Origin of the sequence: Dysgonomonas sp. Marseille-Q5470 (assembly GCF_951230145.1) — a bacterium.
GTDB lineage: Bacteria > Bacteroidota > Bacteroidia > Bacteroidales > Dysgonomonadaceae > Dysgonomonas.
Window position 1 is genome coordinate 70,110 of sequence record NZ_CATNVE010000010.1, and the last position, 12,783, is coordinate 82,892.

General features: G+C 35.2%; 11 protein-coding genes and 1 tRNA gene. 4 read left to right on the forward strand and 8 right to left on the reverse strand.

The features are described from left to right. Nucleotides 1-125 precede the first annotated feature (125 nt). The 4 genes from QOX35_RS14245 to QOX35_RS14260 all read right to left on the reverse strand — a co-directional run bounded on the left by QOX35_RS14245 (nucleotide 126) and on the right by QOX35_RS14260 (nucleotide 4,212). Nucleotides 126-1,223, reverse strand: a complete 1,098-nt coding sequence (locus QOX35_RS14245; protein WP_283687486.1) for an LptF/LptG family permease — start codon at nucleotides 1,221-1,223, stop codon at nucleotides 126-128. Nucleotides 1,224-1,236: 13 nt separating this feature from the next. Further along, complete coding sequence (gene tgt, locus QOX35_RS14250; RefSeq protein WP_135106028.1) at nucleotides 1,237-2,367, reverse strand: tRNA guanosine(34) transglycosylase Tgt; 1,131 nt, start codon at nucleotides 2,365-2,367, stop codon at nucleotides 1,237-1,239. Nucleotides 2,368-2,380: 13 nt separating this feature from the next. Then, nucleotides 2,381-3,724 carry a hemolysin family protein gene (locus QOX35_RS14255; RefSeq protein ID WP_252637464.1) on the reverse strand — a complete coding sequence of 448 codons (1,344 nt, stop codon included), beginning with the start codon at nucleotides 3,722-3,724 and terminating at the stop codon, nucleotides 2,381-2,383. Between the two features lie 107 nt (nucleotides 3,725-3,831). After that, nucleotides 3,832-4,212, reverse strand: coding sequence for a VOC family protein (locus QOX35_RS14260; RefSeq protein ID WP_135106024.1), 381 nt, complete (start codon nucleotides 4,210-4,212; stop codon nucleotides 3,832-3,834). A gap of 222 nt (nucleotides 4,213-4,434) precedes the next feature. Between QOX35_RS14260 and QOX35_RS14265 the strand changes: the two genes are divergently transcribed. The 4 genes from QOX35_RS14265 to QOX35_RS14280 all read left to right on the forward strand — a co-directional run bounded on the left by QOX35_RS14265 (nucleotide 4,435) and on the right by QOX35_RS14280 (nucleotide 9,551). Continuing rightward, a tRNA-Arg gene (locus QOX35_RS14265) sits at nucleotides 4,435-4,508 on the forward strand. Between the two features lie 862 nt (nucleotides 4,509-5,370). Next, nucleotides 5,371-6,054, forward strand: a complete 684-nt coding sequence (locus tag QOX35_RS14270; RefSeq protein WP_283687487.1) for a phage tail-like protein — start codon at nucleotides 5,371-5,373, stop codon at nucleotides 6,052-6,054. Between the two features lie 33 nt (nucleotides 6,055-6,087). Further along, a complete protein-coding gene (locus tag QOX35_RS14275) occupies nucleotides 6,088-6,630 on the forward strand; it encodes a hypothetical protein (protein WP_283687488.1) in 543 nt (180 codons plus the stop codon). Then, a complete protein-coding gene (locus QOX35_RS14280; protein WP_283687489.1) occupies nucleotides 6,627-9,551 on the forward strand; it encodes a DUF8696 domain-containing protein in 2,925 nt (974 codons plus the stop codon). Before QOX35_RS14275 ends, QOX35_RS14280 begins: the two co-directional genes overlap by 4 nt. Before the next feature lie 197 nt (nucleotides 9,552-9,748). Here the strand turns inward: QOX35_RS14280 and QOX35_RS14285 are convergent, their stop codons facing one another. The 4 genes from QOX35_RS14285 to QOX35_RS14300 are packed head-to-tail and all read right to left on the reverse strand — an operon-like array spanning nucleotide 9,749 to nucleotide 12,771. Beyond that, the gene (locus QOX35_RS14285) at nucleotides 9,749-10,312 is read right to left on the reverse strand and encodes a PepSY-associated TM helix domain-containing protein (RefSeq protein WP_283687490.1); all 564 of its coding nucleotides are present in this window, start codon (nucleotides 10,310-10,312) and stop codon (nucleotides 9,749-9,751) included. Beyond that, the gene (locus QOX35_RS14290; RefSeq protein ID WP_283687491.1) at nucleotides 10,281-10,829 is read right to left on the reverse strand and encodes a hypothetical protein; all 549 of its coding nucleotides are present in this window, start codon (nucleotides 10,827-10,829) and stop codon (nucleotides 10,281-10,283) included. Before QOX35_RS14290 ends, QOX35_RS14285 begins: the two co-directional genes overlap by 32 nt. Nucleotides 10,830-10,836: 7 nt before the next feature. Then, entirely contained in the window at nucleotides 10,837-12,069 is a 1,233-nt protein-coding gene (locus QOX35_RS14295; protein ID WP_283687492.1) for a DUF4857 domain-containing protein, read from the reverse strand. A gap of 30 nt (nucleotides 12,070-12,099) precedes the next feature. After that, a complete protein-coding gene (locus QOX35_RS14300; RefSeq protein ID WP_283687493.1) occupies nucleotides 12,100-12,771 on the reverse strand; it encodes a hypothetical protein in 672 nt (223 codons plus the stop codon). Nucleotides 12,772-12,783 lie beyond the last annotated feature (12 nt).

Consider the following 12,783-nt stretch of genomic DNA (forward strand, 5'->3'; position numbering starts at 1 on the left):
CATCGAATATTTTGTAATATACCATAAGCTCCAATCACTTATTGTGACCGAGAGAGACGATAAACAAAAGAAACTTGGTAAGAATCAGTATTTGTATAGTCTACAAAGAAGAAAGAATGTAGATATTAATTTGGTGCTTTAGAATATAAGTATGCAGCTATAAACATAAATACAATATTCGGTATCCATACGGCCAGCATTGGGGGCATTGTACCTGAAACAGCAAAAGAAGAGCTTACCGTCTGAAACATAATATAGGTTACACTCAACCCTAATCCGATTCCAATATTAAGTCCCATTCCGCCCTTCATTTTCCGAGCAGATAAAGATGCACCTATTATGGTGAGTATAAATGCTGAAAATACTGATGCGAATCGCTTATGGAATTCTATTTCGAATTGAGTAATACTTACCCCTCCGACATTAGCCAATCCTTTGGCCTTTTGTCGCTGTATATACGAATACAACTTAGGCGTTGACATCTGCTCAAAATCATTTACAGATACTAGGAAATCACTCGGTATAACATTCAGTGTGGTATCTATCCGAGTCCCGGTTGTGATTTTTTCTTTCATACCATGAAATTCGCGTATAGAATAATTATTAAGAACCCAGTGATATGCTGTATCATATTCTATTCTGCTTGCAACCAGTCTCGATTTTAATTCCTTACCTTCAAATTTATCTAAAGAAAGATTATATCCTAGTCGTGTTTTATTATCAAAACGTTCGATATAAAGAATAACTCCTTTATCTACCTGCATTTGTATACGACTTGCATAATCGACACTTTTATCCTTTATATATTTGTTCTGAAATTTTATACGCGTTTCGTTGGCTGGTGGAATTATGAAACTACTTAGAATGAATGATCCTATTGCGATAATACCTGCTGAAATCATATAGGGCTTCATCAATCGTTTGAAACTCATCCCATTTGATAACATTGCTATAACTTCAGAATTATCAGCAAGTTTGGACGTAAAAAATATTACCGCAATAAACACAAATAATGCACTGAAAAGATTGGTGTAATATGGTACAAAATTCATGTAGTAGTCGAATATGATCGCTTTTAAGGGAGCATTATTACTTAAAAACTTATCAAGTCGTTCGTTTATATCAAACACTACGGATATAGAAATAATAAGAATAATTGAGAATATGTATGTTCCCAAAAATTTCTTTATTATGTACTTATCAAGTATTGATAGTATTTTCATTCTATTCAGTTAATCACAAACGTCTTGAAACATTCTCAATCATCATTCTTTTCCAGCTCAAAAAATCACCTGCTATTATATGCTGACGGGCTTCTTTGACAAGCCATAAATAAAAAGCCAGATTATGTATAGAAGCGATCTGTAATGCTAGAATTTCATTCGTTATAAATAAGTGACGAAGATATGCTTTTGTGTACAAAGTATCAACAAATGAAGCTCCATTTTCTTCTATTGCAGAAAAATCTTTAGCCCATTTCTGATTTCGCATATTCATAATCCCATTGCGAGTAAATAATTGTCCATTACGTCCATTACGTGTGGGCATTATACAGTCAAACATATCTACTCCACGTTCTATCGCTTCGAGAATATTGGCCGGTGTACCTACCCCCATCAGATAACGAGGTTTATCCTTTGGTAAAATCTCATTTACAACCTCTATCATTTCGTACATCTTCTCTGTAGGCTCTCCAACAGCTAACCCTCCAATAGCATTCCCGTCCGCACCTTTAGAAGCGACATTCTCTGCAGCTCGTCTGCGTAAATCAGGATATACACATCCCTGTACAATAGGAAATAATGCTTGTTTATAACCGTATTCACATTCGGTTTCATTAAAACGTTTTATGCATCTATCAAGCCATCGTTCTGTAAGGTCTAGCGATTTTTTTGCATAAGTATAATCTGCATCGCCAGGTGTACATTCATCGAATGCCATCATTATATCAGCGCCGATAGTACGTTCGATATCCATTACGTATTCAGGAGTAAATACATGTTTAGAGCCATCGATATGAGAGCGAAAAATGGCACCTTCTTCAGTAAGCTTTCTATTATGAGCCAAAGAAAAAACCTGAAATCCCCCACTATCGGTCAAAATAGGCTTATTCCAACTATTAAATTTATGTAAACCTCCTGCTTGTTGTAAAATATCTAACCCCGGACGTAAATACAGATGGTATGTATTTCCTAAAATTATTTGTGCCTGTATATCATTCTCGAGCTCAGTCATATGGACGGCCTTTACAGCACCTTGCGTCCCCACGGGCATGAATATAGGAGTCTCTATTTGTCCATGATCTGTCGTTATCAACCCTGCGCGAGCACTAGACTGATCATCGGTATATTGAAGTTCAAAATCCATTCTATTTTTTTATTCAAATCTGAGATGTTCTGGCTTGTTCTGTATCTTCAGATTCTTCATCTTGAGCCAGATCTTTGAGTTGCACTAAAACTATCGAAGCCTTATTTTTCTTTACTACAGTAAACTGATAGTCTTCGGCTTCAAGCTTGTCGTGAGTATTGGGAATGCGACCAAACTTATCTATTAAATAGCCAGCCAATGTATCGTATTGCTTATCTTTATCGATAGGATGTGGTAGTTCGTCATTAATATCAGAGATGGCAGCAGTGGCAATTACAGAATATGTATTATCTCCGGTTTGTTCTACAAAAGGAATTTCATTGTCATACTCATCTTGAATCTCACCTACCAATTCTTCGAGAATATCCTCCATCGTAATAACCCCTTCTACCCCACCATACTCATTAAGCACCATTGCTATTTGCTGATGCTTTACTTGAAATTCTTTCAGTAATTGACCAATCCTTTTGGTCTCTGGGGTAAATGAAACAGGACGAATAATAGAACGTATATCTACAGTTCCATTTATTCGCATCTTTTTCAATATATCCTTTAGATGAACAACACCAATAGTGTTATCTATATTATCTTCATAACATGGAATGCGAGAATATCCCTCTTCTATTACAAATTCGAGGGTTTTCTCATCATAATCGTTAGCATCAATAGCTACAACTTGAGTGCGAGGAACCATTATCTGACGTGCTGTCCGTTCTGAAAAATCAAATGCATTTTGAATAATATCAAATTCGGCACTATCTACATTTCCGCTTTCCTTAGCCTGATCAACAAGATAGCGCAGCTCGTCACTACTATACACTTCTTGCTCCGAAACAGTATGTAGTCCAACTAGTTTCAGTATAAAATTAGCAATACCATTTAGCATCCAGATAAATGGACGACACAGCCAATAAAAAGCATGTAAAGGATATGCTACAGCCAATGTTGTCTGTTCCGAACGCTGTATTGCCAACGATTTAGGAGCTAATTCGCCTAAAACAATGTGGAGTATAGTAATAATAACAAATGCCGTAATAAGAGAAATAGTCGAAAGAATATTCGGAGCAAGTTCCAATCCGAATAGCCCTATTAATTCTTTTATTATTTTAGATACGACAGGCTCACCAATCCACCCTAAAGCCAAGCTGGCAATAGTAATACCAAACTGAGTAGCTGCAAGATATGCATCAAGGTGTGAAACTATACGCTTTGACAGGATTGCAGTACGGCTACCAGCCTGAGCTTTCAGTTCCAGTTGAGAAGATCTTACTTTGACAATTGCAAATTCGGCTGCAACAAAAAAACCATTAAGAAAAACAAATAAAAGTGTAATTAGTATCGATATGACAATGTCCATATTTTTATATGAATGGTAATAGCTACAAAGATAATATAAATGTATATTTGTTTAACAAAAACGAATAAATCAATATAAATTAGTATTAATAAATTGTTGGAAATATATCATCTATTGATAGGTAAAACTTCAATCCAATAATCATCGGGGTCGTTTATAAAATAAAGTCCCATACTATGATTTTCGTAACAAACACACCCCATCTCTTTGTGATATTCTCTGATTTTATCATAATCACCATCTACTCTTATACATAAGTGACTTTCATTTTCACCCAATTCATATGCTTGAGGATGGTCTCTCAGCCATGTTAATTCTAAAGAAAAAGGGCTAACACCATCTCCCAAATATACAAGAGTAAAAGATCCGTCTGAAGCCTCTTTACGCCTTATTTCGTTCAAGCCCAATGCTTTTTTATAAAAACTGATGCTTTTATCCAAATCTGTTACATTTATATTGAAATGATCAAATCTTCCTTTTATTTCCATAATTATTTTTCTTTTAATAAGAATACAAATATAATATGAATAAAATAAACGGTTGACTTTATATCTTGTCTTTTGATAATCTTTTACATGTAGATTATTATAAAGATTTGATTTACAAACCTCTAATTTATTTAAGCACTAAAAATTGAAAACTTTTGAAATAAAATCTTTTTCTTTTTATAAAAAGTACTATCTTTGCACTCGCTTAAAAGCAAAAGGTGAGGTCCCGTAGCTCAGCTGGATAGAGCAACAGCCTTCTAAGCTGTGGGTCAAGCGTTCGAATCGCTTCGGGATCACAATACAGGAATTATAAATAGCTATATATCACAAGATGTATAGCTGTTTTTTTAGAAGACTATAGTGAGTATACACCAGAGATTTATTACAACATTTTATTGCAAACTTTTTACGCTTGATTTATTAAACTATCTACATAGCACAAGCGATACTATATATTGAAGACATAAATAACAAGAGAAAAAGAGATGAGACATGTTCGCAAACAACAAACCAAATTTATTTTGTATCATTAAATAGATCTGTCACAGAAGACATCAACAGTCTAATTATAAATAAGATAAGAATAAACAAAAAAAATATCTCCTGTTAAGAGATATTTAATTAATTACAAAATTAGAAAATAAATTGAATTTAAGTAATTAAAAGACATAAAAAAGAAAAAGGCATAATCTGCAATATGTTCATAAATTTAATTTAGATAGATCTATGAATATATATAATACACGTTATCAGCATATTACATATTAAAGTATATCTCTTAACAGGAGATATACCCTATACGATAAATTTTTGCCTTTGCTCTATACATTACATTTGTTGATTAATCAGAAAAATCAATGAGATAGCAAACTTTAGAAAAATAAATTATAGCATAATGTTTCTTTTCCACTCCAGACATTTACACGAACTATATATACCCATACAAAAGTTTCAATACCCTATAAAACGGGGTAACCACTTGTTTGTCTTTAATTTGTTTGTCTTTAATATTTGTTGTCATCCCATTTATTTTCAACCGCCGCTTGGGAAAGTATTCGGAAGAGAATATAGGGTATTGAAGTTTTTATACGGGATAGAATTATATAAGCAAAAAATGAGTGATTAATTATTTCATTATAAAACTAAAACATTTACTAAATGAAACCAACAAACTTCAAACTAAACAGAAGCAAACTGAAAACATTATTCATAGTTATAATGTTAGGAGCTTCTTCTTTATTACGTGGCCAGGTAACCATCGGTTCGGGATATGAACCAAATTCAAATGCGTTACTCGATTTACAGGAGAATTCCGACCACAGCTCTACAAAAGGGTTACTGCTACCACGCGTTTCACTTTCATCAACAACATCATTTTCTCCTTTACTAGCGCATGTAGCAGGAATGACTGTGTATAACACTGCTACGACTAACGATGTAACCCCCGGATATTATTATAATGATGGGATTAAATGGATAAAACTTTTTGCGGAAGTTTCAGCAGTTACACCGAAATTCTTTTATATGCCATCTGTTGTGCTACCGACAGATACCGCAGACCCATCTTATAACACAGCTACACAAGAGTTTACTATTGACTTATATACTCTTTACAGAGAACAATTTGAACTGACTAATTCAGCGTCGTCTATCAAGGGTGCGGGTGCAACAACTTTACCGGTGTTAGCAAGTAATGACTTAGAGTATTTCATTCCTTATTATGATAATACGGTTTTCCAGAATATCACATTAAGTAATACAGGGATTTTGAAATACAAACTTTTCGCACAATTTACTTATTCCGAAAAAACGTTTATGAACATTGTTTTTAAGGTTAAATGACAATAGTTTGTACAAAATAAAGATTAGTAAATTATGAAAATATTTTATGCATTAATATTTTGCGTATGCACCATTTCTGCATTTGCGCAAAACAATATAGTAAAGGATGTAAAACAAGAGACTAATGGAAATTATTGGTTTCGTAGTGCCACAATAAATGTTCGTAACTATGAGACTAAAGCTGAAGTATTGACGCATACCTTTAATGACACCACATCTCTAGATGGGATAAACAAGCTGCCATTTCCCATTCATCCCATATTCTTATCGGTATATATACAATCGGGAAAGCTAGCTGCTTGTACTCTGTGGAACAACCTCGCGGAATATAATGTAATCAATGAGGGAATGTTACTATTGCCAGCTAAAGAATCTGAGAAGGAAATAGATCCAAAACCAGAAGATAATTTTTCTTCGCCATATTCCTTATCTCCTCTGTACACTTTGACTATAGAAGGAAATACTGCAACATTTACTTTTCCAGAGATTTATGGAAATAGTGATTATAACTTCCCATTAGAGGGTACATTGACTATTGTTCTTGTTAAAGACGAATCTTATAAAAATATATTATGACAAAAAGAATTATTTATATATTCTCTTGTTTGTGTATAAGTTTACTTAGCTCGTCACAAATTGGAGCACAGACTTGTAGTCCCAACTTCACTGTAAGTACCCAAATAAAGAATTCTACCTGTTTGTCGAATGGAGAAATAACCGTAACATTAGGGGGAGATACCACAAATATTTTTAATGTGCAATACGGACTTAGTTCTGAGGGCGGTTTTTCTATAAATCCTCAAAGTGATCATGTGTTGCGAAATATACCTCCCGGTACATATCAGCTGACTGTTCGAGCTTTTTGTAAAATAGACAGTGAGTATAGTACGGTTAAAAATCTCTCAAATCTGATTGTAGGAGGTAATTACAAAGTACCGGAAGTATCGCTTAATTCTGATGTCTCACGTAAATCATATCTAGGATGTGGTACAGGTATTATTGCGCTGAATGTTACCAATGGTAGTGGAAATTTTAAGTTTACGATTACCTCGGCACCCGCAGGGGTTGCTACTCCACAGACGGTGACGCCCACAAAGAGTGGAAGTGTTTACACATTTCCTAACACAAATTACCCTGCAGGGAATTACACCGTACAAGTAAATGACGGATGTTATACATCAGTAAGAGATTTTACATTGGGTACTATTTCTGGATTTCCTACTTTTAGTAACCTTACTCAGACTGCTTTTCTCCCCGATTTGGATAATACTCAAGGTTCATGTGGATATGTAAAATGGACTGCCTCTTCTACTGAAATATCGGCTAATCCTGATTATAAAAGATATTACAACGATAGGATGTATGAAATAGGAGCAGCTCCCGCCGGACAGATACCAACCCAATGGTCAGACTGGAACAGTACTGCCTCTGGCGGAATGTTATTGAATATATCTCCTTATAATATAGCTAATTTTTATTCATCAAATAGTCTTGCTATTTATATACGTTTGAAAGGTTGTAATGACATTTACAAAAGCTTCACTACGAATATAAAAAAACCTACCTATTTCACTTATTCTATGCGTGATCGCAATTGCAATACCTATACATATACCGTAAGACCATGGACAGATTATGATGGATTATTTTGTTATCCATTACATATTGTAGTAAAAAAAACAACAGGGGGAGATATCGTCTATAATAATCCAAACTGGTTGAACAGTGTCAACTCGAATGATATAATGACATTAGAGTATGATACTCAGTATACAGTTACGTGTACAGATCAAAATGGAACAGTAGTCACGAGTTCAATTTCCGCTATAAACCGGAACATTTCATTTACAACCAATAGATTTGATTGTGACAGTTATCAACTAGTTTATTATCTACCAACCGGAACCCATAAGTGTATACCTGTTGAGGTGACTATTACCGACCCCAATAATGTGGTGGTATGTACCCAAACCCTAACTAATACTGCGACTAATTATTCTTGCCCTTTAGAGTATGGTAAAACATATACATTCACTGCAGTTTATGCTAATGGATTTACTTATACTACTACACGTAATATAGCATCCACACTACCGACAAGTTATGCATTGAGCACAAGCAGTTCGTACGATGATAAATGTACTGTAGATAAAGGACGCTTATATATATCCGCAAATGCAGGCTGGCCAATAGGAACCACTTTAACAATAACAGGACCGACTGGATATGTTTCACAATCGGCAACAATGACATCGTCATCTGCCTCTTATACTATGCCTGCAACAAACTTACCTCCGGGAACTTACACTCTCACAGTGAATCATGGTTGCGGAAATCCGATAGTCTCAACCTTCAATAATCCGGGGATATATAACTATAAAGACCTTGGATATACTAGTCAACAAACTTGTTCGGGGATGAAAATAACTCCAACGGGTACTATAACATATAAACGTAATCCTACAAATACATATTACCGCTTAACTAGTGGTCCTACGGGATATGATAAAACGGTAATTGCCCCCGGCGGATCCTTTACTTTCTCTGCACCGGGAACTTATGTGCTAGGTATATTAACAGATAATAATTCTACCGCTTGTGTTATTGGTGATACAACGATTGTTTATACAGCTCCACCGTTAGATCTCGACCCTAAGGCTACTTCGGCATATGTATGTGTAGGAGGAACAACCGGAAATATTTCGGTGAAAGCTATGAATGGAGTTGCTCCTTATACCTATCAGTTGTGGAATGCAGATAATACAGTGAAAATACCAGGTGTTGCAGATATAACAACCAGCGGTATTGCTCATTTTACTTACGGGCTAGCAGATGAGACTTATACAATTCGTATCAACGACCAATGTGGAAACGCATTTAAGCAGCAGATAATGATATCAAACCTAGAGACGGCAAAAATAGTATATGCGAGTTCAAATCCGATTTGTACAGGAGGAACAATACAGCTTAAATGCATAACTCTGGGGAGCACTAATTATACATGGACAGGACCAAATGATTTTACTTCTGATATGCAGAATCCGACTATTAGCAATGTAGATACAAATATGACAGGTTGGTATAAAGTATCAGTTACACCTGAGTTTTGTGGTATAGCGAAACTCGATAGCATACATGTTACAGTGACACCAGCTTTGCTACCCACACCGAGTACCGCAGACCAATCTTTAGAGGTATGTGTACGAGAACAAGTAACTCTAACGGCAGAAGTGACAGGTGGAGAGGGATTCTATACCTATCAATGGCAATCGAGTACAGATGGCGTATCCTGGTTTAATATAGCCGGAGCTATCAGTGCTTCCTATATTCCTCCGACACAAATAAGATCAGGAACATATTATTATCGCAGAATAACCTCCGACACGACTTGCGGTACAACCTACAATCTGATAAAAGTAAATGTAAAGGGATGCTACATACTTGTAAATCCAAATATACGCAGTAAAATAGAGCGAAAAAAAGACGGGACTTTCTGACCTTAGCCCGAATAAAACTACATATTTAAAGATGCAGAGTAAATAGAAAAAGACTATTTACTCTGCATCTTTAAATAATACCAACGGTTTTTTGTCTATTATTTGATATTAAGAATATTAAGGTATTATCAATAGGTATTGGTTGTATATAAAAAGAGTATGCTCAAAAAAACGAACATACTCTTTTCACTTATAAATCAAGAAAGCACTATATAAAGGACTGGTATTATAAGCCCCAATAGTAGGTACCATTTGCCCCGTCCACTAATACCATTCTTCCCTTTTACCATAATAAGACCTGACAAGGCAAAGAAAATGAGAGATACGGCAAAGAAATCTGCCATTACACTCCAGCCCTTTACTTTATTGTAATGAAGCTTATTTATCCAATAAACGAACTGTCGTTTGCTATGCTTTTCGTAATCCAGCATTCCACTGCCAGAATTATAAACGCCGACTCCACCGTCTAGCATCAATCTAAGATGCTGATCATCTATCGATAGAATTTTCCGCAAAGGCGGAACATCTTTCCTATCGTTCCACCAATATGTCAACTCTTGCGAACTAAGTCCTTTTTCAGCTCGCAAAGTTATCTCTTCGGTATGAAAAGCCGGGTCTTTTCCGTTCATATGATTCAATAGAATTCCTGAAATCGCATAAACAAGACTGACTCCAACCATTAGAAATCCTAAGTCCCTATGAATAATCCTTGCCCAACGGCGCAATGTTCTACTGCTCGACGATACTGAATTCTTCTCCATCTAAATAGTAAATGGCGTAATAATCTTTATTGTTTTTCTTCATCCAATCACGCATCTCACTAATATTAGCAAGTTCGGCCTGGCAAGTTTCAGCAGAACCGTCTTCCTTCACTTTCTTTTCGTTTACATCCTTTTCATACTGATCTATATATTCTTTAGTCAAACGACGTTCTTTTAAGATTCCGGTGATTGCTAATTCAGAACCTACTAATTCGCGATTGAAGCCACCGATATTTCCTTTAGCTTCTACCCGCATAGATACATTTTCGTTGTCACCTACAATAAAGCAACGTTTGCCCGAATGCTTACATGTGTGTGTTACACTACCTTTAACTATTACTTTTTTATTAACTAATTGGTCTGCCTCAGCCAATAAGCTATCTAATGAATACATGGCAAGACCCGATACTTGAGCTACAGAAGTCGAATCTGTATCATTTTCTTTATTATCCGTACTCTTGCTTGTGCAAGAAACTAAACAAATAGCCATATAGGCTAATAACATAATTTTTTTCATATACACTTTATTTATTTTTTGAATTAGGCAAGATTAACAAAGCTACTAAGCCAGCTATACCGGTTAAAAAGATATATATTCCATTAAAAATCTTCCTTTTAGGAGAGCCCGTTATAAAAAGAACTGTCAAGAATGCTATAATTAGATTTACTGCAAAGCCATAAATCCCTATATAGTGAAAATAGGGTTGTATATAGCTAGTCTCTGATTTTTCGAGAGTTAAATATACAGGAAATGTCCATTTAGAAACAGCATCCCATCTACCGGGCGTACGGTCAATAGTATGCTCTCCAATTCTTTTTAGGGTTTCGGCATCTAGTGCATAAATCTTTTTAGCAAAAGGTGTCACGACGGAGACAGTCCAATCAAATATATTACCCATCAAAATAACTTCGTCTTTTTGCATATCTATCGGATCGATATCCAATTTCACCTTCTTATAATTAGCTCCATCATTTTCGATAATAAATAGTTCGCCTTGTTTGCTGAAAAGAAATCCATAGAATCTTTTATCGGCAACTTCCAGCATCGAGAAATATGAAGCCTGTATCTTCTCTCCGATTTTTGTATTCTTTATATAAGGACGGTTGTTAACCATCTTCATATGAAATAATTGATTGTTAGCATCCAATACAAAATATCCTTCGTCGTAAGGCTTACGTGGATTTGGATTTCCTATAAGCCATTGGGCGGGATACTGAAACCCTTCTTTGTCGAGAGCCTGTTGAAAAAGCCTACTTTTTTCAACTTCCAATGTATTGGTTTGCGCATCTATAAACTCAATGTTATTTTTAAGACGAAACACATCGTTCGGAATTTCTAATCCTACACGCTTAGGCATAGTTTCTAATAAAATATAAAGCCCATTGACAGGAGTATTTATATCTGAAGGCTTGTATTTATAAACAACAGATTTAGATCGGAGTAACTGCGGGGTTATTTTTTGCCCATTGATACTATCCGGCAATTTCCCATCAGTCATCAACTGACGATAATTCAACATTGGCATCAGGGAGTCGAACTGCGCTGTATTATATTCGTTCCCCTTCAAATCTTCCATCGGGAACTTTTTGTTTTTGTAATCTATTAAGCCAATATCTTTCAGTATTGTACTGTAATAGGCAAAAGGATATTGGTCTGAGTTATATGTTGCTTTATTTACCAAAGCAGGAATTGCCCACATTCCTATTAAGGTTATGAACAACAGTATGATTATATAAATAATATTTTTAAACTTCATTTCTGTAACTTTCTATCAATTAATATTCCGTTATTGTGCCCCATCTTTAAACCGATACATAGAATAGAAGGGAAAGAAAAAGCAAAGAATCATTAAAACTACAAGATATGGCATAAATGGCATGTAGGCTCCTGAAACGGAGCGGATGAATAGGAAAGAAAGAAAGCCAATAGAGGCCAATGTATATCCTATTCGTTGACGCCATACGGGTTCAAGGCTTATCCATGCAGCGAATAAGTATCCAAAAACACCAGCAAACAAATATGGTAGGTTTCCCCATATCATTGCTTTTATAATTTCGGAAGGATAATAGAAAGAAAAAGAAAACGATAAGACAAGATAGCTTAACAAAAAGATAAATAATAAGATGCCTATTCCAAAAAAGAGTAAAACAGACATAATTTTTGTTTCTAACATAGGTAAATGCAAAGTCAATTTAAGACGCTTGTCATGCATTTCAGGGGCAAATTGAGAAACACCTAATAAAAGACCAGCCAAAAGAGGAATCCATTGTGCAAATCCGGGGAGAATAGGCATATCTTTAAGTATCACTGTCGACCAAATTTGTACAGCGCCTCCAAGACGAAATTGTTGTCCTGTGTTTATTAGTGTGTAAATAATCAGAGCAACGAAGATAATTCCAATTAAGGTAACCACACGTCGGGTTTTAATCCATTCTTTAAATAAAAGAGCTTGTATCATATCTATTATATT

Excerpts from the sequence above, each read along its gene's own strand:
- QOX35_RS14245 (WP_283687486.1), bottom strand. The coding sequence starts at position 1,223 with ATGAAAATACTATCAATACTTGATAAGTACATAATAAAGAAATTTTTG.
- tgt (WP_135106028.1), bottom strand. The coding sequence starts at position 2,367 with ATGGATTTTGAACTTCAATATACCGATGATCAGTCTAGTGCTCGCGCA.
- QOX35_RS14255 (WP_252637464.1), bottom strand. The coding sequence starts at position 3,724 with ATGGACATTGTCATATCGATACTAATTACACTTTTATTTGTTTTTCTT.
- QOX35_RS14260 (WP_135106024.1), bottom strand. The coding sequence starts at position 4,212 with ATGGAAATAAAAGGAAGATTTGATCATTTCAATATAAATGTAACAGAT.
- QOX35_RS14270 (WP_283687487.1), top strand. The coding sequence starts at position 5,371 with ATGAAACCAACAAACTTCAAACTAAACAGAAGCAAACTGAAAACATTA.
- QOX35_RS14275 (WP_283687488.1), top strand. The coding sequence starts at position 6,088 with ATGAAAATATTTTATGCATTAATATTTTGCGTATGCACCATTTCTGCA.
- QOX35_RS14280 (WP_283687489.1), top strand. The coding sequence starts at position 6,627 with ATGACAAAAAGAATTATTTATATATTCTCTTGTTTGTGTATAAGTTTA.
- QOX35_RS14285 (WP_283687490.1), bottom strand. The coding sequence starts at position 10,312 with ATGGAGAAGAATTCAGTATCGTCGAGCAGTAGAACATTGCGCCGTTGG.
- QOX35_RS14290 (WP_283687491.1), bottom strand. The coding sequence starts at position 10,829 with ATGAAAAAAATTATGTTATTAGCCTATATGGCTATTTGTTTAGTTTCT.
- QOX35_RS14295 (WP_283687492.1), bottom strand. The coding sequence starts at position 12,069 with ATGAAGTTTAAAAATATTATTTATATAATCATACTGTTGTTCATAACC.
- QOX35_RS14300 (WP_283687493.1), bottom strand. The coding sequence starts at position 12,771 with ATGATACAAGCTCTTTTATTTAAAGAATGGATTAAAACCCGACGTGTG.